The sequence below is a fragment of the Streptomyces nymphaeiformis genome (assembly GCF_014203895.1).
In the GTDB taxonomy this organism is placed as follows: Bacteria; Actinomycetota; Actinomycetes; order Streptomycetales; family Streptomycetaceae; genus Streptomyces; species Streptomyces nymphaeiformis.
On record NZ_JACHJY010000001.1, the window covers coordinates 818564 to 840625 of the forward strand.

The following is a 22062-nucleotide window of genomic DNA, read 5'->3' on the forward strand; positions in this document are numbered from 1 at the left end:
ACGTACCGGTACCGGACCGAGTTCCGCCGCCCCGCCCGTCGTGCGGGCGCGGGGCACCGGCCCGGCCGGTGGGAGATCACGCGAGAATGGGGCCGTGCGCTACTCCGTCCTCGGTCCCACCCTCGTCCGCACCCCCGACGGCACCGACCTCGCCGTCGGCGGCCCCCGGGTCCGCGCCCTGCTGACCGTTCTCGTCCTGCGGGCCGGCCGGATCGTTCCCGTGGCCGACCTCGTCGACGAGGTGTGGCACGGCGACGAGCCGCCCGCCGACGCGCCCGCCGCGCTCCAGGCCCTCGTCGGACGGCTCCGCAGGGCCCTCGGCCGGGACCGCGTGGTGTCCGCCGAGGGCGGTTACCGGCTCGACGCCCGGCCCGAGGACGTGGACGCCCGCCGCTTCGAGCGGCTCGCCGTCGAGGGCATGGCCGCGGCCGACCCCGCACGCGCCGCGGCCCTGCTCGACGAGGCCCTCGGGCTCTGGCGCGGGCCCGCCCTCGCCGACCTGCCGGACCGGGACGCGGAGGCCGCCCGCTGGGAGGCCCGCCGGCTCGACGCCCGCCGGGCGCGGCTCGACGCCGCCCTCGCGCTCGGCGGGGCCGACGCCGCCCTCCCCGAGCTCACCTCCCTCTGCGCCTCCCATCCCCTCGACGAGCCCCTCCAGGCCCTCCGGATCCGCGCCCTGCGGGACACCGGCCGGGCGGCCGAGGCGCTCGCCGCGTACGAGTCGGTCCGCCGCGCCCTCTCCACCCGCCTCGGCACGGACCCGTCCCCCGCCCTGCGCGCCCTCCACGCGGAGCTGCTCGCCCCGGAACCCGAACGTCCTCCCGTCCGGGGCAACCTGCGCACGCGGCTCACCAGCTTCGTCGGGCGCGACGAGGAGATCGCGCTCGTCCGGGACGATCTGCGCGGCGCGCGGCTCGTCACCCTGCTCGGGCCCGGCGGGGCCGGGAAGACCCGGCTCTCGCAGGAGGCCGCCGAGCAGGCGGGCGGCGACTGGCCGGACGGCGTGTGGGTCGCGGAACTCGCGCCCGTACGCGACCCGGAGGCCGTGCCCGAGGCGGTCCTCGCGGCCGTCGGCGCCCGCGAGACGGTGCTCCGCGGCGCCGGGGCCGAGGAGCTGCGCGGCGGCGGCGACCCGCTCGCCCGGCTCGTCGAGCACTGCGCCGGGCGGCGGATGCTGCTCCTCCTCGACAACTGCGAGCACCTCGTCGGCGCGGCCGCCGAACTCGCCGAGACCCTGCTCGCGCGCTGTCCGGAGCTCCGCGTGCTCGCGACGAGCCGCGAGCCGCTCGGCGTGCCGGGTGAGGCGCTGCGTCCCCTCGGGCCGCTGCCGACCGGGATGGCGCTGCGGCTCCTCGGCGAGCGGGGCGCGGCGGTCCGCCCGGGGTTCCGCGTCGAGGACGACCCGGCCGCCGCGGGCGAGGTCGTACGGCGCCTGGACGGCCTCCCGCTGGCCGTCGAACTCGCGGCGGCCCGGCTGCGGATGCTGACCCTCCGTCAGATCGCGGACCGCCTCGACGACCGCTTCCGGCTCCTCACCTCGGGCGCGCGGACGGTCCTGCCCCGGCAGCAGACCCTGCGCGCGGTCGTCGACTGGTCCTGGGACCTCCTGGACGGCCCCGAACGAGCCGTCCTCCGGCGCCTCGCGGTCTTCACGGGCGGCTGTGACCTGGAGGCGGCGGAGGCGGTCTGCGCCTCCGGCGGGGGCACGGACGGGAAGGGCGACTCCCGCGGAGCCGCCGCAGGCGAGCCACGCCCGGGCGCGGAGGTCGCCGGTGAGCCGCGCCCCGGAGAGGAGCGCCCCGGTGGGCCCCGCGCACGCGGGGAGGCCGCAGGCGAGGTCGACCCGACCCGGCCCGTACGCGACCGGCCGGTCGACGGCCGGTCCGTCCTCGACCTCCTCGGCGCCCTCGTCGACAAGTCGCTCGTCGTCGCCGCCCCCGGTGAGACCGGGATGCGGTTCCGGCTCCTGGAGACCGTCGCCGAGTACGCCGGAGAGCGGCTCGACGAGGCCGGGGAGCGGGCCGACGTCGAGCGCCGGCACCTCACGCACTACCGCGAGCTCGCCCGCCGTACCGACCCCGAGCTGCGCGGTTCCGGGCAGGCCGTGGCCATCGCGCGGTTCGGCGCCGAGTACGGGAACCTCCGTACCGCGCTCCGCCGTGCCGTCGAGGCCCGGGAGGAGGACGAGGCGCTGGTCCTCGTCCACTCGCTGCTCTGGTACTGGCAGATGCGCGACCTGCGCGGCGACGCCCTGTACTGGGCGGAGTCCGTCGTCGCGCTCGGGCCCGACCCGTTCGGGACGCCCGCCGCCCCCGTCGTACCGCTGCACGAGCCGTGCACCGCCGCGCCCCCGCCGCTCTCCGAGGAGCAGCGCTGGGAGGCCCGGCGCGGAGTGCGGCTGATCGAGCTGCTCAACATGGACCACGAGACCGGCCGCTGGACGACCCCCGCCGGGGTCGAGCGGCTGCGGCGGATGAACGAGGTCTACCCGCCGGGGCTCCCGCAGACCTGCCGGCTGCCCGGCTCCTTCGCGGTCTTCGCCGTCCTCCTCATCGGCGAGCCCGGCCGCATGGGCGAGGCCCTGGAGGCGCACGTCGCCGCCTGCCGCCGCTACGGCTACGACTGGGAGCTCGCCAACGCCCTCCAGTTGCGCGCCAACATGCTCGCCAACCGGGCCGACCTGGCCGAGCGGGCGACCGCCGACGCCGACGAGAGCCTGAAGATCTTCGTACGCCTCGGGGACGCCTGGGGCGCGGCCGAGGCACTGTCCGCGCGCGCCGAGGCCCGCGAGCGGAGGCTCGCGTTCGAGGACGCCGCACAGGACTACGCCGACGCCGTCGCGTACGCCGAGCGGCTCGGCGCCCAGTCCCAGATGGCCCTGCTGCGCACCCGGTACGCCGACATGCTGATCGAGACCGGCCGGGGCGAGGAGGCGGAGCGGATCCTGCGCGAGGTGGTGAAGGGTGAGCACGGCCGGGGCCATGAGCCGATGCTCGCGGCCCGGATCTTCCTGGCGCTGCTGCTCGCCCGGACCGGCCGGACGGCCGAGGCCCGCGTGCATCTGGAGCGGCTGCTCGACGAGTTCAGCTCCGAGACCTTCTCGATCTTCGAGGGCTTCACGCTGGGCAGCCTGGCGTGGGTGTTCAACCTCGAAGAGCGGTACGAGGCGGCGATCGAGCTGTCCCGGCGGGCGTACGAGAGCTCCCTCGGCGCCCTGTCGCTGATGGTCGCCCCGCAGATGCCGTCGATCCACCTGGTCACCGCGGCCTGGGCGCTCGCCGGCCTCGGCGGCCCGCGGTCCCGTACGGCCGCCGTCCTGCTCGGCGCCTACGAGGGGCTGCTGCCGCCCGGTCACCTGTCGCCGCCCCGGGAGCTGGAGAACCTGCGGCGGGCGACGGAACTGACCCGGTCCGCGCTCGCGGAGGGGGAGTTCGAGGCCGCGCACGCGGAGGGCGGCGGCCTCTCCTTGGAGGAGGCCGCCGCCCTGCTCGGTCGCGCCGCCGACGCGATCAGTGAGCGCGCCGAGTCATGATCCCCCGGTCGGGACTCAGGTCTTCTTGCGGAACTTGGAGACCGCGAACGGTGCCGCGAGGACGGTGATGAGCACCGACCAGCCGAGGGTCATCCACACCGAGTGGGCGAGCGCGCCGCCGTTGATCAGGGCGCGGGAGGCGTCGGCGAGGTTCGACAGCGGGTTGTAGTCGGTGAACGTCTGCAGCCAGCCGGGCATGGTGGTCGGCGGGGCGAAGATCGAGGAGCCGAACTGGAGCGGCATCAGGACGATCATGGCCATTCCCTGGACGGCCTGGGCCGTCTTCATCGTGAGGCCGAGCAGGATGAAGATCCACATCAGCGAGGCGCCGAAGACCAGCGACAGGCCGATGGCGGCGAGCAGGCCGAAGACCGAGGTGTGGATGGTGAGGCCGAGCAGGAAGGCCATGCCGAGCAGGATCGCGGTGGCGACCATCATGCGGCCGACCTCGACGACGATCTTCGCGATGAGGACGGAGGACCGGGCGATCGGCATGGTCCGGAACCGGTCCATGACGCCCTTCTTGAAGTCGTCGTTGATGCCGGTGCCGACACCCATCGCGATGTTCATGCCCATCATGGCCATCAGGCCGGGGGCCACGTAGTTCACGTACTCGGCCTGGTTGCCCTTGCCGGCGATCGCGCCGCCGAAGACGTACACGAACAGCAGGATGAAGATGACCGGCATGAACACGGCGTCGAACATCGACTCCGGGTCCTGCTTGATCTGGAGCGCGTTGCGCCGGGCCAGGGCGCCGATGTGGCGGAGGTTGGCCCGCAGGCCGATCCGGCTGCTCCCCGTGGGGGCTGCCGTGCGCGGCGAGGCCTTCCGGGGGGCGCCGGCGGGGGACTTGGACGGGGTGACGGCGGTCGTGCTCATGCGGCGACCTCCTCGTTGATCGCGTCGGACAGGTCGGAGTCGGCGGTCTTCTCGCCCGTGATCGCGAGGAACACCTCGTCCAGGCTGGGCAGATGGGTGCCGATGTGGGCGATGCCGAAGCCGCGCGACCCGAGCAGGGCCACGACGGCCGTCAGCTGCTCGTCGGTGAGGATCGGCACGTACAGCACGCCCTCGTCGGGCACGACGGTCGAGCCGGCGATCCCGTCGAGGCCGGTCTCGCGGAGCGCGGCGGCCATGGCGGGCAGCTGGCCCGGGTCCACCGGGCGGACCTTCAGGGTCCGGCCGCCGACCTTGGCCTTCAGCTCGTCGACGCCGCCCTTGGCGATGACCTTGCCCTTGTCGATGACGGTCAGCTCGCTCGCGAGCTGCTCCGCCTCCTCCATGTACTGGGTGGTGAGCAGGACGGTCGCGCCCTCGGAGACCATGCGCTGCACCTCGTCCCACACCTCGTTGCGGGTGCGCGGGTCGAGGCCGGTGGTCGGCTCGTCCAGGTAGAGGACGGCGGGCTGCCCGATCATCGAGGCGGCGAGGTCGAGGCGGCGCCGCATGCCGCCGGAGTAGTTCATGGCCGGACGCTTGGCGGCGTCGGTGAGGGAGAAGCGCTCCAGCATCTCGTCGGCGCGGGCGCGGGAGTCCTTGCGGGAGAGGTCGAGCAGCCGCCCGATCATGTACAGGTTCTCCCAGCCGGACAGCTTCTCGTCGACCGAGGCGTACTGGCCGGTGAGGCCGATGGTGCGGCGCAGCTGGCGGGGGTGCTTCACCACGTCGTAGCCGGCGACGGTGGCGGTCCCGGCGTCCGGGACGAGGAGGGTGGACAGGCAGCGGACGAGGGTGGTCTTCCCGGCGCCGTTGGGCCCGAGGACCCCGAGGACGGTGCCCTCGCGGACGTCCAGGTCGACCCCGTCGAGGGCCTTCGTCGCGCCGAAGTGCTTCACGAGGCCCCGGACCTCGACGGCGTTGGTGTGTGATCGCGTCATGTCCACCATGGAACAGGGCGCCACCGACAAGCCCCCGACAGACGACCGACAGCCCCGCCGACATCGGCCGGCGGGGCTGTCGGTGGGGCTGTCGGTCGGCTGTCGACGGAGGGGGGAGCCGTCAGTAGGCCGAGGTGTTGCTCCACAGGGAGTCGGCGGTGTTCGAGCTGTTGCTGGCCACGCCCTCGGCGAACGAGGTGTATCCGGCGTCGTTGAGCATCGGGGTGTAGCAGTAGTACTGGCCGACGGACGAGTCCCAGAGGACGCCGCTGATGCAGTGCCCGGAGTAGGTGTTGGTCTCCTGGCGGAAGGTCGACCCGTCCACGTGGGACCCGTCGGAGTAGACGCGGGCCCAGACGGTGCGGCAGGACGGGCTGTAGCGGAGCTGGACGGTGCCGATCCGGGGGCCGCCGTTCTGCTGGTACAGGCCGGTGGACTTGGCGGTGTAGGCGTCGGAGGCGCAGCTGGTGCCGGCCGGGTTCTGGAAGTCGTAGCCGCTTGCCTGGGCGCTGCCGGAGAATCCGGTGGCGAGCGCGATGCCGGCGGCGGCGGTGACGGCGGCGCGCTTGACGGTGGGGGAGAGGCGCAAGATTTCCTCCGGTGGGGTGGGTGTGGTGTGCGGTGGTGACCGTTCCACACGCCGGATCCGCCGGACAACGGCGTTCCCGTCCCCGTTCGTCCCGGGACGGGCACGGTACGGACGGGGGCGGACCGGGACGGCGCCCGGACATGACCGACAGCCCGCCGATGGGGGATGTCGGCGGGCTGTCGGGTGGTGCCGCTGCGGCTAGTGGAAGGTGTGCTCCTCGGCGGGGAACGCCCCGCCGTTGACGTCCTCGGCGAAGGCGCGGGCGGCGTCGCCGAGCGTCTCGCGGAGGTTGGCGTACTGCTTGGTGAAGCGCGGCACCTTGCCGCCGGTCAGGCCGGCCATGTCGGTCCAGACGAGGACCTGCGCGTCGGTGCCGGCCCCGGCGCCGATGCCGATGGTCGGGATGTGCAGAGAGCGGGTGACCTCGGCGGCCAGCTCGGCCGGTACGAGCTCCAGGACGACGGCGAAGGCGCCCGCGTCCTGCGCCGCCTTGGCGTCGCTGAGCAGCCGGTGGGCGGCCTCGTCGGAGCGGCCCTGCACCCGGTAGCCCATCGTGTTGACGGACTGCGGGGTGAGCCCCAGGTGGGACATGACGGGGATGCCGGCCTGGACGAGCAGCTCGGTCTGCGGCAGCGAGCGCTCGCCGCCCTCCAGCTTGATCGCGCCGACGCCCGCGTCCTTGACGAGCCGGGTGGCGTTGCGCAGGGCCTGGACGGGCCCTTCCTGGTACGAGCCGAACGGGAGGTCGCCGACGACGAGGGCGCGCTTGGTGCCCCGGACGACGGCGGCGGACAGGAAGGTCATCTCGTCCATCGTGACGGGCACGGTGGTCTCGTAGCCGAGGTGACAGTTGCCCATCGAGTCGCCGACGAGGATCACCGGGATGCCGGCCTCGTCGAAGACCGACGCGGTCATCGCGTCGTAGGCGGTGAGCATGGGCCACTTCTCGCCGCGGACCTTGGCGGCGGCGATGTCGTGGACGGTGATGCGGCGCGTGCCCTTGCCGCCGTACAGCGTCTTGCCGCTGTCGGCGGGCGGTTTCTGGGCAGCCTGAAGCGTCATGGTGAACGGCTCCTCTTGTCATCTCGAGGCGCCCTGTGGCGTCCCCGGACCACGTCCATGGTGGCACTTCGCCGGGCGGGCGGGGAAGTGGGCCGGAGTGGCGCTGTTCACACGGCGGCAGCGTAAAGACTTCTCCCTGTTTTTCGATACGAGACGGTCTCGTATCGAAATTGCCCTAGGGTGGTGCTCATGTCACAGCCGTCCACCGCACCCGCCGTGCCCGCCGGGCCCCGAGTCCCCGAGGCCGTCCACCGGCGTCGCTGGGCCGTCCTCGGCGTCCTCATGCTCAGCCTGCTGATCGTCGTCCTCGACAACTCCATCCTGAACGTCGCGGTCAAGACGATCGCCGCGCCCGCGCCCACCGGCATCGGAGCCACCCAGAGCGAGCTGGAGTGGTCCATCAACTCCTACACGCTCGTCTTCGCCGGACTCCTCTTCACCTCGGGCCTCCTCGGCGACCGCCTCGGCCGCAAGAAGGTGCTCCTCTTCGGCATCACCGTCTTCGGCATCGGCTCCGCCCTCGCCGCGCTCTCCGGCTCCCCGGGCGAGCTCATCGCCTACCGGGCCGTCATGGGCCTCGGCGCCGCGTTCGTCATGCCCGCGACGCTCGCCGTCCTCATGAACGTCTTCGAGCGCGACGAGCAGCCCAAGGCCATCGGCATCTGGGCCGGCAGCGTCGGCCTCGCCATCGCGATCGGCCCCATCACCGGAGGCATCCTCCTCGAACACTTCTGGTGGGGATCGATCTTCCTCGTCAACGTGCCCGTGGTGATCCTCGCCCTCGCCCTGATGCTGTGGCTCGTGCCCGACTCCCGGGACCCGAACCCCGGCCGGGTCGACATACCCGGCGTGCTGCTCTCCGTCGTCGGACTCGTCCTCCTCGTGTACGGGATCATCCGCGGCGGCGAGCTGGCCAGCTTCACCGACGTCACCGTCCTCGCGCCCGTCCTCGGCGGCGTCGCGGTCCTCGCCGTCTTCGTCCTCCACGAGCGGCGCAGCGACCACCCGGCGATCGACATGTCGTACTTCAAGAAGCCCGCGTTCTCGGCGGCCGTCGCCGCGATCGCGCTCGTCTTCTTCGCCCTCATGGGCGTGACCTTCTTCTCCGCCTTCTACCTGCAGAGCGTCCGCGGCTACAGCGCGCTGGAGTCCGGACTGCTCATCCTGCCGCTCGCCGTCGCGCAGATGGTCTTCGCGCCCCGGGCCCGGCTCGTCGTCGAGCGCTTCGGCGCGCGGGCCGTCTGCACCGCCGGCATGGTGCTCGTCGCCCTCGGCCTCGCGGCCTTCGCCCTCTTCGACGCCACGACGCCGGTCTGGGCGCTGGAGGTCGTCTTCTTCCTCCAGGGCGCGGGCATGGCGCACATCATGCCGCCCGTCACGGTCTCGATCATGCAGGCGCTGCCCCGCGAGAAGGCGGGCTCCGGCTCCGCCATCAACAACACCTTCCGGCAGGTCGGCGGCGCGCTGGGCGTCGCCGTCCTCGGCTCGGTGCTGTCCTCCACGTACCGCGGCGAGATCGAGGGCCACCTCGGCGGCGTCCCGGCGGCCCTGCGCGACACGGCGGGCGAGTCCATCGAGGCGACGCTCGCGATCGCGTCGAAACTCGGCCCGTCGGGCCAGGACCTCGTCGCCCCCGCGTACACGGCCTTCCTGGACGCGATGCACGTGACGGCCCTCGCCTCGGCGGCGATCGGCCTGGCGGGCGCGGTGGTGGTGGCGGTCTTCCTCCCGGGCCGCGGCGCGGATGCGCCCACGGCCCCGGGCCAGGCCCCGGTCCCGGGTCCGGCCACCGACCAGAGCCAGGCCCCGACCCCGGCCGGCTGATCCCGGTCCCGGCGGGTCGGGCTCCAGGGCGGTTCCCCCGCCCCGCCCGTGTGGGCGATCGCCCACGACGGGGCGGGGGCGCGAGAGAATCAGGGGGCGACAGGCAGTACCCGGACGAGACGGAGCGCACGTGTCCCTGCAAGGCGGGATCCCCGAACCCCACGACGACGGGTCCGCCCCGCCGGAGGCGGTCCGGCGGGGGCGGCCGCGGTCCGAGGCCGTGGAGCAGGCCATCTTCGACGCGGTCGGCGGGCTCCTGGAGGAGGGCGTCCCGCTCGCCGAGCTGTCCATCGAGCGGATCGCCCGCACCGCCGGCGTCGGCAAGGCCACCATCTACCGCCGCTGGCCCGGCAAGGAGGAGCTCTTCGTCGAGCTGCTCCGCTCCGTGGAGCCCCAGGACCCGGTGCTGACCGGCACCTCGGTCCGCGACGACCTCGTCATGCTCCTGGAGATGCTGCGGCAGCGCGGCCTCGCCAAGCGGTCCTCCGCCCTGCTCCACAGCGTCTTCTCGCAGATGCAGGCCTATCCCAAGCTGTGGGACGCCTACCAGAACACCGTCATCGAACCCCGCCGCCGCATGGGCCTGGACACGGTGCGGCGCGGCATGGAGCTGGGGGAGATCCGCGACGACCTCGACGTCGAGTTCGTCAACGACCTCTTCACCGGCCCCCTGCTGCTCCGTACCGTCATCCGCCCCGGCGCCACCCTGGAGCCCGACCTCGCCGAGCGCGTCGTCGACGCCGTCATGGAGGGCCTGCGGCCCCGCGGCTGAGACCCGGGGCTGAGACCGGCACGAATGTGCGCGTTCTGTCACAGCCTGCCCGCCCGCGCCACCTGCAGGAACCCGCCACGCACCGGTGTCGTCCCTGGGTGAGTACGACGGACCCGTCATCGCCTAGTGTCGACGTCGGGGTCACGGAGCGGGACGGCACGGCAGCAAGGCAGTGAGGACAGTGCGATGGCACGGGTGGACATGACGGATACCGAGCACGGCGGCGCGGGGAGCGGGCGCCCCCGGTCCCGGTTCCGGACCGCGCTCGACGGGCTCCGCCACGACCGGGGGATCTGGCGCAGAGGCATCGTCCTCGCGGTGATCGCCGTCGCGCTGACGCTGCTCATGGTGTTCCACTCCGACATCCCCAACCGGATCGGCAACCTGGGCAGCCTCACCGAGACCTTCCTGCCCTGGCTCGGCCTGTTCGTGCCGCTGCTCCTGGTGCTCGCCCTGGTGCGCCGGTCCGCCACCGCGCTGATCGCCCTGCTGCTGCCGGCCCTGGTGTGGCTCAACCTCTTCGGCGGCCTCGTCGCCGACAAGTCGGCCCCGGGCGGCGACCTGACCGTCGCCACGCACAACGTGAACGCCGAGAACGCCGACCCCGAGGGCACGGCCCGTGCGCTCGCCGCCTCCGGCGCCGACGTGCTCGCCCTGGAGGAGCTGAAGGGCGACATGGTCCCGGTCTACGAGAAGGGCCTCGCCGAGGCCTACCCGCACCACTCCGTCCAGGGCACCGTCGGGCTCTGGAGCAAGCTGCCGCTGCGCGCCGCGCAGCCCGTCGACATCCGCCTGGGCTGGACCCGCGCCATGCGCGCCTCGGTCGTCACCCCGAAGGGCGAGGTGGCGGTGTACGTCGCCCACCTGCCGTCCGTACGGGTCAAGCTGAACGCCGGCTTCACCGCCAACCAGCGCGACACCAGCGCCAACGCGCTCGGCGAGGCCATCTCCAAGGACCGGCACGAGCGGATCGTCCTCCTCGGCGACCTCAACGGCACCATGAACGACCGCGCCCTGAACGCCGTCACCTCGCAGCTGCGCTCCACCCAGGGCGCGGCGGGCGACGGCTTCGGCTTCAGCTGGCCGGCCTCGTTCCCGATGGCCCGCATCGACCAGATCATGGTCAAGGGCGTGGAGCCGGTGTCCTCCTGGGCGCTGCCGCAGACGGCGAGCGACCATCTGCCGCTCGCCGCCCGGGTGACGCTCTGACCTTCCCGGCGGTCAGCCGGCCGGCGCCTCCCGCCAGCGGTTCGTGATCGGCAGCCGCCGGTCCTTGCCGAAGCCCTTCGCCGAGATCTTGGTGCCCGGCGGGTACTGGCGCCGCTTGTACTCCGCCGTGTCCACCATCCGCAGCGTCCGCGTCACGAGCTCCTCGTCGAACCCGGCCGCCACGATGGCGTCCCGGCCCTGGTCCTGGTCCACGTACAGCGCGAGGACCGCGTCGAGGACGTCGTAGTCCGGCAGCGAGTCCGTGTCGACCTGGCCCGGGCGCAGCTCGGCGCTGGGCGGCTTGGTGATCGAGGCCTCCGGGATCGGCGGGGTCTGGCCGCGCTCCTCGGCCGCCCGGTTGCGCCAGCGGGCGAGCCGGAACACGGTCGACTTGTAGACGTCCTTGATGGGCCCGAACGCGCCGACGGAGTCGCCGTACAGCGTCGAATAGCCCACCGCGAGCTCCGACTTGTTGCCGGGCGCGAGGACGATGTGCCCCTCCTGGTTGGAGAGCGCCATCAGCATCGTGCCGCGCAGCCGCGACTGGAGGTTCTCCTCGGCGAGGCCGGTGAGCCCGAGCGCGCCCATGTACGCGTCGAACATCGGCTCGATCGACACGGTGCGGAAGTGCAGCCCGGTGCGGCGGGCCAGTTCGGCGGCGTCGCCGCGCGAGTGGTCGGAGGAGTACTTCGAGGGCATCGACACCCCGTACACCTGGTCCGCGCCGAGCGCGTCGCAGGCGATCGCGGCGACGAGCGCCGAGTCGATGCCGCCGGAGAGCCCGACGAGCACCGAGCGGAAACCGTTCTTCGCGACGTACGCCCGCAGGCCGATCACGAGCGCCGAGTAGATCTCCTCGTCGTCGTCGAGCCGGTGCGCGTAACCGCCCGTCAGCTCCGGCTCGTACGCGGGCAGCGGCTCCTCCGACAGCACGACCCGGTCGATCCGCAGCCCGTCGTCGACCAGGCCCTCGGGCGCGTCCGCCGAGGCCGCCGGCAGCTCCAGGTCGAGGATCACGCTGCCCTCCACGAACTGCGGGGCGCGCGCGATCACTTCGCCGGCCGCGTCCACGACGATCGAGTCGCCGTCGAAGACCAGCTCGTCCTGACCGCCCGTCATCGCCAGGTACGCGGTGACGCAGCCGGCCTCCTGGGCCCGCTTGCGGACCAGTTCGAGCCGGGTGTCGTCCTTGTTCCGCTCGTACGGCGAGGCGTTGACCGAGAGCAGCAGGCCCGCCCCGGCGCTGCGCGTCGCCGGGACCCTGCCGCCCTCCTGCCACAGGTCCTCGCAGATCGCCAGGGCCACGTCGACGCCGTGGACGCGGACGACCGGAAGGGTGTCGCCCTGCACGAAGTAGCGGTACTCGTCGAAGACGCCGTAGTTCGGCAGGTGGTGCTTGGCGAAGCGCAGCACCACCTCGCCGCCGTGCAGCACGGCGGCGGCGTTCTCCGGCGAACCGGCCGGTCGGCCGAGCCGCGGCTCGGCCCGCTCGGAGCGGTCGAGGTAGCCGACGACGACCGGCAGCTCCCCGAACCCCTCGTCCGCGAGGCGCCGGGCGAGCCCGTACAGGGCCGTCCGGGACGCCTCGACGAAGGAGGAGCGCAGCGCGAGGTCCTCGACGGGATATCCGGTCAGCGCCATCTCGGGGAACGCGACGAGATGCGCGCCCTGCCCGGCGGCGTGCCGGGTCCAGTGCACGATCGCCTCGGCGTTCCCGGCGATGTCTCCGACGGTCGAGTCGATCTGATTCAGGGCGAGGCGTAGTTGAGGCACCCGCCCAGTGTAATCGTCAGACCGACGCTATGTCCTGGGATACGGGGCACGCGTCACGCCCCGCCGACATGCGGGCCCGTCGGCCCCCGCTGATCATGGCCCCATGACGACCACTGACGAACCGGCAGAGTCGGAACGGCCCGCCGCGACCGGCACGGCGGTCGCGCAGGACGACGGGACCAAGAGGCAGTTCATCTCGTGGCTGACGCTGGCCTTCATGACCACGGCGTCCGTCGCCTCCCTGCGCCCCGCGCCGACCATGGCCATCTACGGACTGGCCGCGATCTTCCTCTACCTCCTCCCCGCCATCGTCTTCCTCCTCCCCACCGCCCTCGTCGGCGCCGAACTCGCCTCCGGCTGGTCGGGCGGCATCTACCGCTGGGTGAGCGAGGCCCTCGGCAAGCCCCTCGGCTTCCTCGCCGTCTGGTGCCAGTTCGCCATGACCATCGCGTACTACCCGAGCCTGCTCGCCTACGTCGCCTCGACCTTCGCGTACGTCATCGACCCCTCGCTCGCCGAGAACGGCCTCTACGTCGCGATCGTCATCGTCACCGTCTACTGGTCCGGCGTCTGGATCTCCTCGCGCGGCACCAAGGCCATCGCCGGACTCTCCTCCTTCGGTCTCGTCGTCGGCACCCTCGTCCCCGGCGTGCTGCTCGTCGTCCTCGGCCTGGTCTTCCTCGGCCAGGGCAACCCCTCCGCCCAGCCCATGAGCGCCGACCACTGGCTCCCGCCCTGGACCGGCCTCGCGAGCCTGGTCCTCATCGTCAACAACTTCCTGTCCTACGCGGGCATGGAGATGAACGGCGTCCACGTCTCCTCGCTGCGCGAGCCCAAGCGCGAGTACCCGAAGTCGATGTTCCTGGCGACCGGCCTCGTCCTGCTGATCTTCATCCTTCCGGCCCTCGCCATCGCCTGGGTCATGCCGTCCGACCAGCTCAGCCTCACCGCCGGCCTCATGCAGGCATTCCAGGCCTTCTTCGAGCACTTCTCCATCGGCTGGATGACCAGGGTCGTCGGCGTCATGCTGGTCTGCGCCGCCCTCGGCGGCATGCTCACCTGGCTCTCCGGACCCGCCAAGGGCCTCGTCCTGCTCTCCCGGCAGGAGGGCTACCTCCCGCCCGCCTTCCAGAAGTTCAACAAGGCCGGCTCCCCGACCAGCATCATGGTCGCCCAGGGCGTCGTCACCACCCTGATCGGCGTCCTCTACGCCTTCAGCGACAGCGTCTCCAGCTCGTACTGGATGTTCTCCGTCATCACGGTGCAGATCTACCTGATCGCGTACCTGCTGATGTTCGTCGCCGTCGTCAGGCTCCGCCGCACCCAGCCCGACGTGGAGCGCGGCTTCCGCGTCCCCGCCGTCACCTGGGTCGCCGTCGTCGGCTTCGTCGCCTCCGTCGCCGCGCTCGTCATCGGCTTCGTCCCGCCCGACCAGTTCGCCGGTCAGCCGCTCTGGCGCTACCTCCTGATCGTCGGCGGCGGCCTGCTGCTCCTCGGCATCGCGATCCCGGCCGCGCTCCTCAAGTACCGCAAGCCCAGCTGGGTCCACCCCGACCACCGGGAACCCACGGCCGCGCCCTGACGCACGAGGGCCCGGCGGCCCCCTGCGGGGCCGCCGGGCCGCAGTGCGGAGGGTGAGGGGGGTCAGGAAGCGGCGTAGACGCTCTCGCAGAACGCCTTGAGCTGGTCGTCGGTGAGGTGCTGTGCCAGGTCGGCCTCGCTGATCATGCCGACGAGCCGCTTGTTCTCGATGACCGGCAGCCGCCGGATCTGGTGGCTCTGCATCTCCTCCAGGACGGCGCCCACGTCCGCGTTCGATTCGACCCAGCGCGGAGTGCCCTTCGCCATCTCGCCGCAGGTGATCTTCGACGGGTCGTGGCCCATGGCCACACAGCCGACGACGATGTCACGGTCCGTGATGATGCCGGACAGGCGTTCGTTCTGGTCGGCGATGGGCAGTGCGCCCACGTTCAGGTCGCGCATCATCTGCGCGGCACGGTCGAGCGTCTCGTGTGCCGGGATCCACTGGGCCCCGGAATGCATGATGTCCTTCGCCGTGGTCATGGGGTGCGTACCTTTCGTTCGAACGTGTCGTACGAATCCCCGAGCCCACCCATTGTCGGCGGACGGCACGGCCCCCGCGACCGCAGCGGGTCACGGGGGCCGGGGCCGGTCACGGACGGGGGCGTCAGGCCCCGCGCTTCTTCAGCATGTCCGCCATCAGCGCGATCTCGGACGTCTGCGCGTCGACCATGCCCTGCGCGAGGTTCCGCTCGATGTCCACGGAGCACTTCTGGACACAGCCCTCGGCCATGTGGACCCCGCCCTTGTGGTGCGCGGTCATGAGCTTCAGGTACAGGACCTCGGCGTCCCGGCCACTGGCCCTGCGCAGCTCGTCCAGCTGCGCGTTGGTCGCCATGCCCGGCATCAGGGCCCCGTCCATCGGGCCCATGTCACCCATGTCGCCCATGCCCATCCAGGCCATCGGCTCGACCCCGGACACGTTCTTCGGCAGTCCCCACAGGTCCAGCCAGCCGAGCATCATGCCCCGCTGGTTGGCCTGGGTGTTGGCGATGTCGTACGCGAGCCGACGGACCTCCTCGTCCTTCGTCCGGTCCCGGACGATGAACGACATCTCGACGGCCTGCTGGTGGTGGACGGCCATGTCCCGGGCGAAGCCGGCGTCCGCGGACGAGGAGACCGGGGCGGCCGGGGCCTCGTCGCGGTTCGCGGAGGCGACGGTGACCGCGCCCCCGGCGAACAGCAGCGCCAGGACGACGGCCGTGACCGCCGCCCCCTGCGTACGGTTCAGCTTCACTGGCCCATCCCCGCGCCGCCCTGACCGCTGCCGTCGAGGCCACCGGTGCAGGCCGCGCCCGGCTCCGGGGTCTGCGGACCCTGCACGTACTTCGTGAAGAAGGCGTCGACGCGCGGGTCGTCCGCGTTGTCCACGGTCACCTGCTTGCCCCAGGCGGACAGCGTGATCGCCCCGGCCTGGTCGTCCATGGGGCTCATCAGCGAGTACTTGGTCTTGCCGACCTTGTCGGCGAGCTTCTTCACGTCGGCCTGGGAGGCCTGCTTGTTGTACGTCACCCAGACGGCCCCGTGCTCCAGGGAGTGCACGGCGTTCACGTCGGCGATCTTCTTGTCGTAGACCACGCCGTCGCAGTTCATCCACACCGGGTTGTGGTCGCCGCCGACCGGCGGCTTCATGTCGTACTTGACGGCCGTCTGCACGTGGTTGCGGCCCAGCTTCTTCGGGTCCCAGGTCTTCTCGGCCGCGATCGGGGCCTTGGCGGCGGCGTCCTTCTTGTCCTGGTCATCGGACTTCTTCATCAGCACGAACGTGCCGAAGCCGACGAGGCCCAGCACGACGACGGTGGAGATGCCGATGGTGAGGAAGCGGTTGCGGCGCTCGCGGGCCTGCTCGGCGCGGCGCATCTCCTCTATTCGGGCGCGGCGGTCGGCGGTGGCGGAACGGGAAGCGGCCATGGTGAGGTCGTCCTTCTTCGGGAGTGGGGTGGAGTTCGGGGGTGGACATGCGGGGGGCGGGGCCCGCCTCGGGGCGGGGCGCCCGCCGCCGCTATGTCCGGAGAACTTGAAGGACGTGCAGGTCCGGCGCGCGTGGCCGGGCGCCGGAGCGGCGCCCCGGCCCGTCATCGGAGGGCGGCGCGAGACGCGGCGGCCCGCCCGCCGCGTGGAGCGGGGGGTCGAGCGGGGGCGCGCTGAGCACCGCGGGGGAGAGCGAGGGGAAGAGGGAGCAGCCGCCCTGGTCGTACGGGCAGGTGTACTCGCCGGTGACACCCGCGGCCCTCGGACCCTCCTGGTGGTGGGCGCCCCGGTGCTCCGGCCCCTGCGCGGTCCCCAGGCAGAGGAAGAGCGCGGCGAGGAGCGTCGCCACGGCACTCGCCAGTGCCATGGGACGCGCGTGTCGGGACGGGCGTACGAGCCGTGGGGCCCCCATGGGCGCAGATCGTAGTGGGCGAGAGGCCTCCGTGGGCCGAACGGGGTACCACCCGGTACCGGGAGGCGGGAGCCGGACGGGCGAACAACCACCCCGATGCGGCCGTTCCCCCGTTACCTGAGTCACACCCGAGCAGGCAGTATGGGTGTGCAACGTGCGCGAAACCATGTGGTGGGATGCTCAGGTGCCCCCCGATGTACCGGAGGCGGTGGGAGCAGGCGGCCTGACCAGCGAGGATGGGTGTGGAAATGGACAAGCAGCAGGAATTCGTGCTCCGGACGCTCGAAGAGCGCGACATCCGCTTCGTACGTCTGTGGTTCACCGACGTGCTGGGCTTCCTGAAGTCGGTGGCCGTGGCCCCCGCCGAGCTGGAGCAGGCCTTCGACGAGGGCATCGGCTTCGACGGCTCCGCGATCGAGGGCTTCGCCCGCGTGTACGAGTCCGACATGATCGCCAAGCCGGACCCGGGCACCTTCCAGATCCTGCCGTGGCGCGCCGAGGCCCCGGGCACGGCCCGGATGTTCTGCGACATCCTCATGCCGGACGGCTCGCCGTCCTTCGCCGACCCGCGCTACGTCCTCAAGCGGGCCCTGGCCAAGACCTCCGACCTCGGCTTCACCTTCTACACCCACCCCGAGATCGAGTTCTTCCTCCTGAAGGACAAGCCGCTCGACGGCACCCGGCCGACCCCCGCCGACAACTCGGGCTACTTCGACCACACCCCGCAGAACGTCGGCATGGACTTCCGCCGCCAGGCCATCACCATGCTCGAATCGATGGGCATCTCGGTGGAGTTCTCCCACCACGAGGGCGCGCCCGGCCAGCAGGAGATCGACCTCCGCTACGCCGACGCGCTGTCCACCGCGGACAACATCATGACCTTCCGCCTGGTCATGAAGCAGGTGGCCCTCGAACAGGGCGTGCAGGCCACGTTCATGCCGAAGCCGTTCTCGGACTACCCCGGCTCGGGCATGCACACGCACCTGTCGCTCTTCGAGGGCGACCGGAACGCCTTCTACGAGTCGGGCGCCGAGTACCAGCTGTCGAAGGTGGGCCGCTCCTTCATCGCGGGCCTGCTGCGGCACGCGGGCGAGACCTCCGCCGTCACCAACCAGTGGGTCAACTCGTACAAGCGCATCTGGGGCGGCTCCTCCCGCACGGCCGGCTCGGGCGGCGAGGCCCCCTCGTACATCTGCTGGGGCCACAACAACCGCTCCGCGCTCATCCGCGTCCCCATGTACAAGCCGGGCAAGACGGGCTCGTCGCGCGTCGAGGTCCGCTCCATCGACTCGGGCGCCAACCCGTACCTGACCTACGCGGTCCTCCTCGCCGCCGGCCTCAAGGGCATCGAGGAGGGCTACGAACTCCCGGCCGGCGCCGACGACGACGTCTGGGCGCTCTCCGACGCGGAGCGCCGCGCGATGGGCATCGAGCCGCTCCCGCAGAACCTGGGAGAGGCGATCGCCCTGATGGAGAAGAGCGAACTGGTCGCGGAGACGCTGGGCGAGCACGTCTTCGACTTCTTCCTGCGCAACAAGAAGCAGGAGTGGGAGGAGTACCGCTCCGAGGTCACCGCCTTCGAGCTCCGGAAGAACCTGCCGGTGCTGTGACGGGGAACGTGCTGTGACGGGGGACGCTCCCCGGCGGGCCCCCGGTACGGAGCTCGTGCCCGCGCTCGTCAACCGGCTGGCCAACACGCTGCCCGGTCTCGTGCCGGGTACCGGCCTTCTCGTGTACGGCGCGGAGGACGGGACCGGCTGGGGGCGGGCGTCGGCGGTGGCCGCCGCCCTGGCGTGCGGGGTCCTGGCCGTGCGGGGGTTCCGCGCGGGCGTCCGGTGCGAGGCGCGGCGGCTCGTGGTCCGCGGGTTCGTGTGGACACGGGTGATACCGCGGGCGGCCGTCACCGGCGTCACCGGCTTCCCGGCCGTCCGGTGGACCGCGCCCGGGGGCCGGCGTCGGTGGACGCCGGTCACGGCGTTCGTGGAGCTCTCGGAGGAGACCGGAGGGACGCGGTCGCGCAAGCGGAGCAACACGGTGAGCCTGCGGCGCTGGGCGGCACGCGGACAGCCCCCGGCGGAGGCCGGGCGGGAAAGCGCCGTCGCCCGGGACGCGGCGGACGGCCCGGACCGCCGCCGGGCGGGCGGGAAACCCGGTTGCCCCGGACCCGGCGGGCGGTTCAGACTGCCGCGGTGAAGATCGAATCCGTCGCCACCGCGCGGCTCGTGTTGCATCCGTTGAACAGGGACGAGGCCGAGCGCATCGTCGCCCGGGAGTCCGGGGACGGCGACCGCTGGGAAGCGGAGTACCCCGGGGACGGGGACGTCCGGGCCGCCACCGGGTTCCTGCGCGGGCTCACCGAGCGCGGTGACCCGGGGGTGTTCCGGAACTACGAGATACGCCTCGACGGCGTCGCCGTCGGCGGCATCGGCTTCCACGGGCCGCCGGACGAGCTCGGCGTCGCGACCATCGGCTACGGGCTCGTGCCGGGGGTACGGGGGAACGGCTACGCCTCCGAGGCGCTGCGGGCGATCCTCGAAGTGGCCCGGACGGCCGGAGTCACCGGGGTGAAGGGGGACGCCGACCTGGACAACCCGGCCTCCCACCGCGTGATGGAGGCCGCCGGGATGGCGTGCGTCGCCGAGGACGAGCAGCTGCGCCACTTCTACCGGGGGTTCTGAGGGGTCAGAGCGGAAAGCCGTGGCGGCGGGCCGCGCCGGCCGTCAGGACCGACACCGCGAGCAGCGCCGCCGCCGTCCACGGCAGGGCTGACGTCCCCGCGCCCGCCAGGACCGCGCCGCCGAGGAGCGAGCCGCCCGCCATGGCGACGTTCCAGCCCGTCACCCAGAGGGAGTTGGCCGTGTCCGGGTCGTGGGGCGCCGCCCGGACGCCCGCCGTCTGCATGAGCGCGGGGATGCCGCCGTGCGTCACGCCCCACAGGACCGCGGCGACCAGGACCACCGCCGTGCTGCCGGCGAAGAGGCCGAGCGTCACCAGGCACAGGGCGGACAGCGCCAGCAGGGTGAGTGTCGAGCGCCGCAGCCACCGGTCCGCCGTGGCTCCCGCGATCCACACGCCCGCCGTCGAGCCGAGCCCGAACACGAACAGGACCGTGCCCGTGGAGACCGCGAGGCCCGCCCGCTCCACGAAGGGCGCGATGTACGTGTAGAGGACGTAGAAGCCGAGCACCATCGCGATCGAGGCCGCGTTGATCGCCGCGATCCCCGGTGTGCGGATCGTGGCCCGCAGGCCGCGGCCCTCCCGGACCTCTCCCGCCTTCTGCCCCGCGAGCGCGGGCAGGCGCCATCGCGCCGTCGCCGCCAGGGCGAGCGCCAGGCCGGTCAGGGCCGCGAAGACGCCCCGCCAGCCGATCAGTCCGCCGAGGGCCGTGCCCGCCGGGACGCCGAGCGAGAGTCCGACCGTCATGCCCGCGAGCGCGGTGGCGATGGCCTTGCCGCCGCGGTGCGGCGCGAGACGGGCCGCGTACGCCGGGACCATCGCCCACAGCATTCCGGCGAACACCCCGGAGAGGATCCGCGCCCCCAGGGTGAGCGCGAAGCCGGTGGAGGCGGCCGTCACGGCGTTGGTGGCGGCGAAGCCGAGCAGGAGCGAGAGGAGCAGGGTGCGGCGGGGAAGCCGCAGGGTCCAGGCCGTCATGGGGATCGCGGTGACGGCCGCGGCCAGGGCGTAGACCGTGACCAGCAAGCCGGCGCGGGCCTCCGTCACCCCGAGGCCGGAACTCATCGCCGGGAGGACGCCGGCCGGCAGCGCCTCGGTCAGGATCGTGACGAAGGCGGCACCGGAGAGGGTGAGGAGGCCGCCGAGGGGCCAGGGCGGACGGGGTGCGGCAAGGGTCGGAGCGGGAGTCGTCGCTGTCATGACCGGACGGTAGAACCCTCACGCTTACGTGAGGGTCAAGTCCGGTCCCGCGCCGCCCTCCGCGCCGCCTTCAGATACGCGTCGAGGGCGTTGCGGTTCCGGACCAGGCAGTGGATCCGCCGGTCCAGCTGTTCGCGTTCGGCGGCCACCTGGTCGAGCATCTCCGCGCACGGCACCGGCGGCAGCAGATCGGCCGGCCCGTCCAGGTAGGGCAGGATGTCGCGGATGATCCGGGTGGGCAGCCCGCAGTCGATGAGCCCCCGGATCTGTCGGACCACCTCGTCCGCGCCCTCGCAGTAGTCGCGGTAGCCGTTGCCGGCGCGGTCGGGGCGGATCAGCCCCTCCTCCTCGTAGTAGCGCAGCGCGCGCACGCTCACCCCGGTCAGGCGGGACAGCTCACCGATCTTCACCCGAACCCCTCTCGTCGACGTGAGGGTTCACCCTAGTGCCGGTACTCCTCCGGGTACCGCCGCGCTAGCGTCGGGCCTCATGCCGGAGACCACGCCCCGCGTCTGGTACGCCGCCTACGGGTCCAACACGCACGCCGAGCGGCTGCGGTACTACCTCGACGGCGGGCGCCCGCCCGACGGGGCGCGGGAGTTCCCCGGGTGCCGGGACCGGCGCCCGCCGGAGCGGTCCGTGCCGGTCGTGCTGCCCGGCCGGGTGTACTTCGCGACCGCATCGCCCGTCTGGGGCGGCGGCCGCGCCTTCTACGACCCGGCGGCGGACGGCACCGCCCGGGGCGTCGCCCACCTGCTGACGGTCGGGCAGTTCTCGGACGTCGCCGCCCAGGAGATGTACCGCGAGCCCGGTGCCGACCTCGATCTGACCGAGGCCCTCGCCACCGGCCGCAGCGCCTTCGGGACCGGACGGTACGAGACCCTCGTGTGCCCGGGACTCCTCGACGGGATCCCGGTGGTGACGCTCACCGCGCCCTGGCCGATGCCGGACGACGGCGGGCTCCGGGCACCCTCCGCCGCCTACCTCCGGCACCTGGCGGCCGGGCTCGCCGGCACCGGGGCCTGGCCGCACGCCGACGTCGCCGCGTATCTGGCGTCCTGCCCCGGAGCCGCCGGGCACTGGACGGCGGAGAGCGTGGCCGGCCTCAGCGCTCCGACAGCTCCGACGGGGCCTCCTGCACGACCCAGCCGTTGCCGTCCGGGTCCTGGAAGGTCATGAACGAGTTCCAGCGGTCGCCCTTGCCGTCCTCCCAGCCCGCCGCGCCGACGTGCATCAGCGGCGAGACGTCGACACCCCGGCCGACGAGCTCCGCCCGCGCCGCGTCGAGGTCGGTGACGCACAGCTGGAGGCCGTGCAGGCTGCCCGGGCTCATCTCCTTCGTCCCCGGCATCCGCGGCAGGCCGCTCTGCATCGCGATCGAGCAGCGCGAGCCCGGCGGCGTCACCTGGATGACCCGCATGCCCGGCGCGACCTCGGTGTCCAGGTCGACCGTGAAGCCGCACCTCTCGCCGTAGAACTCCTTCGCCCGGTCCAGGTCGGTGACGGGGACGGTGACGACTTCCAGAGTCCAGTTCATGGAGACCACGCTCCCGCACCCGCCGGGCCCACGCACCCCGAACCGCC

Annotated in this window: 21 protein-coding genes; 9 read left to right on the forward strand and 12 right to left on the reverse strand. The window is 72.7% G+C overall.

Annotation, left to right across the window (positions count from 1 at the left end; translation table 11 throughout):
* Nucleotides 1-94: 94 nt before the first annotated feature.
* Nucleotides 95-3532, forward strand: a complete 3438-nt coding sequence (locus GGE06_RS03665; protein WP_116161316.1) for an AfsR/SARP family transcriptional regulator — start codon at nt 95-97, stop codon at nt 3530-3532.
* 15 nt (nt 3533-3547) lie between these two features.
* Here the strand turns inward: GGE06_RS03665 and GGE06_RS03670 are convergent, their stop codons facing one another.
* The 4 genes from GGE06_RS03670 to panB form a co-directional block, all read right to left on the reverse strand.
* Entirely contained in the window at nt 3548-4411 is an 864-nt protein-coding gene (locus tag GGE06_RS03670) for an ABC transporter permease (protein ID WP_116161317.1), read from the reverse strand.
* Complete coding sequence (locus GGE06_RS03675; RefSeq protein ID WP_181924648.1) at nt 4408-5418, reverse strand: ATP-binding cassette domain-containing protein; 1011 nt, start codon at nt 5416-5418, stop codon at nt 4408-4410. The genes GGE06_RS03670 and GGE06_RS03675 overlap by 4 nt, the downstream gene beginning before the upstream one ends.
* Before the next feature lie 112 nt (nt 5419-5530).
* Nucleotides 5531-5998 (reverse strand): DUF2690 domain-containing protein, encoded by a 468-nt coding sequence (locus tag GGE06_RS03680; protein ID WP_184930009.1) that lies wholly within the window; start codon nt 5996-5998, stop codon nt 5531-5533.
* Nucleotides 5999-6196: 198 nt separating this feature from the next.
* Nucleotides 6197-7060 carry a 3-methyl-2-oxobutanoate hydroxymethyltransferase gene (gene panB / locus GGE06_RS03685; RefSeq protein ID WP_116161319.1) on the reverse strand — a complete coding sequence of 288 codons (864 nt, stop codon included), beginning with the start codon at nt 7058-7060 and terminating at the stop codon, nt 6197-6199.
* A gap of 189 nt (nt 7061-7249) precedes the next feature.
* Between panB and GGE06_RS03690 the strand changes: the two genes are divergently transcribed.
* The 3 genes from GGE06_RS03690 to GGE06_RS03700 all read left to right on the forward strand — a co-directional run bounded on the left by GGE06_RS03690 (nt 7250) and on the right by GGE06_RS03700 (nt 10865).
* Entirely contained in the window at nt 7250-8884 is a 1635-nt protein-coding gene (locus GGE06_RS03690) for a DHA2 family efflux MFS transporter permease subunit (protein WP_184930010.1), read from the forward strand.
* Nucleotides 8885-9020: 136 nt separating this feature from the next.
* Nucleotides 9021-9656 (forward strand): TetR/AcrR family transcriptional regulator, encoded by a 636-nt coding sequence (locus GGE06_RS03695; protein WP_221517786.1) that lies wholly within the window; start codon nt 9021-9023, stop codon nt 9654-9656.
* 186 nt (nt 9657-9842) lie between these two features.
* Complete coding sequence (locus GGE06_RS03700) at nt 9843-10865, forward strand: endonuclease/exonuclease/phosphatase family protein (protein ID WP_116161322.1); 1023 nt, start codon at nt 9843-9845, stop codon at nt 10863-10865.
* A 12-nt stretch (nt 10866-10877) separates the two neighbouring features.
* Here the strand turns inward: GGE06_RS03700 and GGE06_RS03705 are convergent, their stop codons facing one another.
* Nucleotides 10878-12638, reverse strand: coding sequence for an NAD+ synthase (locus GGE06_RS03705; RefSeq protein ID WP_184930012.1), 1761 nt, complete (start codon nt 12636-12638; stop codon nt 10878-10880).
* Between the two features lie 103 nt (nt 12639-12741).
* Between GGE06_RS03705 and gadC the strand changes: the two genes are divergently transcribed.
* The gene (gene gadC, locus GGE06_RS03710; RefSeq protein ID WP_116161324.1) at nt 12742-14220 is read left to right on the forward strand and encodes a glutamate/gamma-aminobutyrate antiporter GadC; all 1479 of its coding nucleotides are present in this window, start codon (nt 12742-12744) and stop codon (nt 14218-14220) included.
* Between the two features lie 62 nt (nt 14221-14282).
* Here the strand turns inward: gadC and GGE06_RS03715 are convergent, their stop codons facing one another.
* From GGE06_RS03715 to GGE06_RS03730, 4 genes are all read right to left on the reverse strand, one after another.
* Nucleotides 14283-14702, reverse strand: a complete 420-nt coding sequence (locus GGE06_RS03715; RefSeq protein ID WP_116161325.1) for a CBS domain-containing protein — start codon at nt 14700-14702, stop codon at nt 14283-14285.
* 124 nt (nt 14703-14826) lie between these two features.
* On the reverse strand, nt 14827-15450 hold the full coding sequence (locus GGE06_RS03720; protein ID WP_116165576.1) for a DUF305 domain-containing protein: 624 nt from the start codon (nt 15448-15450) through the stop codon (nt 14827-14829).
* A gap of 2 nt (nt 15451-15452) precedes the next feature.
* On the reverse strand, nt 15453-16130 hold the full coding sequence (locus tag GGE06_RS03725) for a thioredoxin-like domain-containing protein (protein WP_116161326.1): 678 nt from the start codon (nt 16128-16130) through the stop codon (nt 15453-15455).
* A gap of 91 nt (nt 16131-16221) precedes the next feature.
* Complete coding sequence (locus GGE06_RS03730; protein ID WP_246532300.1) at nt 16222-16557, reverse strand: hypothetical protein; 336 nt, start codon at nt 16555-16557, stop codon at nt 16222-16224.
* Nucleotides 16558-16850: 293 nt separating this feature from the next.
* Here GGE06_RS03730 and glnA2 point away from each other — a divergent pair, with 293 nt between their 5' ends.
* From glnA2 to GGE06_RS03745, 3 genes are read left to right on the forward strand one after another with little or no spacing between them, the layout of a single operon-like run.
* Nucleotides 16851-18212: a gamma-glutamylpolyamine synthetase GlnA2 gene (gene glnA2 / locus GGE06_RS03735; RefSeq protein ID WP_041128921.1), complete on the forward strand. Its 1362-nt coding sequence runs from the start codon at nt 16851-16853 to the stop codon at nt 18210-18212.
* A gap of 13 nt (nt 18213-18225) precedes the next feature.
* Nucleotides 18226-18795 (forward strand): hypothetical protein, encoded by a 570-nt coding sequence (locus tag GGE06_RS03740; RefSeq protein WP_181924650.1) that lies wholly within the window; start codon nt 18226-18228, stop codon nt 18793-18795.
* Nucleotides 18792-19280 (forward strand): GNAT family N-acetyltransferase, encoded by a 489-nt coding sequence (locus GGE06_RS03745; RefSeq protein WP_116161330.1) that lies wholly within the window; start codon nt 18792-18794, stop codon nt 19278-19280. Before GGE06_RS03740 ends, GGE06_RS03745 begins: the two co-directional genes overlap by 4 nt.
* A gap of 4 nt (nt 19281-19284) precedes the next feature.
* On the opposite strand, the gene GGE06_RS03750 is transcribed toward GGE06_RS03745, so the two are convergent.
* Nucleotides 19285-20478, reverse strand: a complete 1194-nt coding sequence (locus GGE06_RS03750) for an MFS transporter (protein ID WP_116161331.1) — start codon at nt 20476-20478, stop codon at nt 19285-19287.
* 35 nt (nt 20479-20513) lie between these two features.
* Nucleotides 20514-20888 (reverse strand): MerR family transcriptional regulator, encoded by a 375-nt coding sequence (locus GGE06_RS03755; protein ID WP_116161332.1) that lies wholly within the window; start codon nt 20886-20888, stop codon nt 20514-20516.
* Nucleotides 20889-20967: 79 nt separating this feature from the next.
* Between GGE06_RS03755 and GGE06_RS03760 the strand changes: the two genes are divergently transcribed.
* Nucleotides 20968-21657, forward strand: a complete 690-nt coding sequence (locus GGE06_RS03760) for a histone deacetylase (RefSeq protein WP_116161333.1) — start codon at nt 20968-20970, stop codon at nt 21655-21657.
* Here the strand turns inward: GGE06_RS03760 and GGE06_RS03765 are convergent.
* Nucleotides 21584-22015, reverse strand: a complete 432-nt coding sequence (locus GGE06_RS03765) for a VOC family protein (protein WP_116161334.1) — start codon at nt 22013-22015, stop codon at nt 21584-21586. The genes GGE06_RS03760 and GGE06_RS03765 overlap by 74 nt on opposite strands.
* Between the last annotated feature and the right edge of the window lie 47 nt (nt 22016-22062).

Coding starts and splice junctions, on each gene's coding strand:
- GGE06_RS03670 (WP_116161317.1), bottom strand. CDS start 4,411: ATGAGCACGACCGCCGTCACCCCGTCCAAGTCCCCCGCCGGCGCCCCC.
- GGE06_RS03675 (WP_181924648.1), bottom strand. CDS start 5,418: ATGGTGGACATGACGCGATCACACACCAACGCCGTCGAGGTCCGGGGC.
- panB (WP_116161319.1), bottom strand. CDS start 7,060: ATGACGCTTCAGGCTGCCCAGAAACCGCCCGCCGACAGCGGCAAGACG.
- GGE06_RS03690 (WP_184930010.1), top strand. CDS start 7,250: ATGTCACAGCCGTCCACCGCACCCGCCGTGCCCGCCGGGCCCCGAGTC.
- GGE06_RS03700 (WP_116161322.1), top strand. CDS start 9,843: ATGGCACGGGTGGACATGACGGATACCGAGCACGGCGGCGCGGGGAGC.
- gadC (WP_116161324.1), top strand. CDS start 12,742: ATGACGACCACTGACGAACCGGCAGAGTCGGAACGGCCCGCCGCGACC.
- GGE06_RS03715 (WP_116161325.1), bottom strand. CDS start 14,702: ATGACCACGGCGAAGGACATCATGCATTCCGGGGCCCAGTGGATCCCG.
- GGE06_RS03725 (WP_116161326.1), bottom strand. CDS start 16,130: ATGGCCGCTTCCCGTTCCGCCACCGCCGACCGCCGCGCCCGAATAGAG.
- GGE06_RS03730 (WP_246532300.1), bottom strand. CDS start 16,557: ATGGCACTGGCGAGTGCCGTGGCGACGCTCCTCGCCGCGCTCTTCCTC.
- glnA2 (WP_041128921.1), top strand. CDS start 16,851: ATGGACAAGCAGCAGGAATTCGTGCTCCGGACGCTCGAAGAGCGCGAC.
- GGE06_RS03750 (WP_116161331.1), bottom strand. CDS start 20,478: ATGACAGCGACGACTCCCGCTCCGACCCTTGCCGCACCCCGTCCGCCC.
- GGE06_RS03760 (WP_116161333.1), top strand. CDS start 20,968: ATGCCGGAGACCACGCCCCGCGTCTGGTACGCCGCCTACGGGTCCAAC.
- GGE06_RS03765 (WP_116161334.1), bottom strand. CDS start 22,015: ATGAACTGGACTCTGGAAGTCGTCACCGTCCCCGTCACCGACCTGGAC.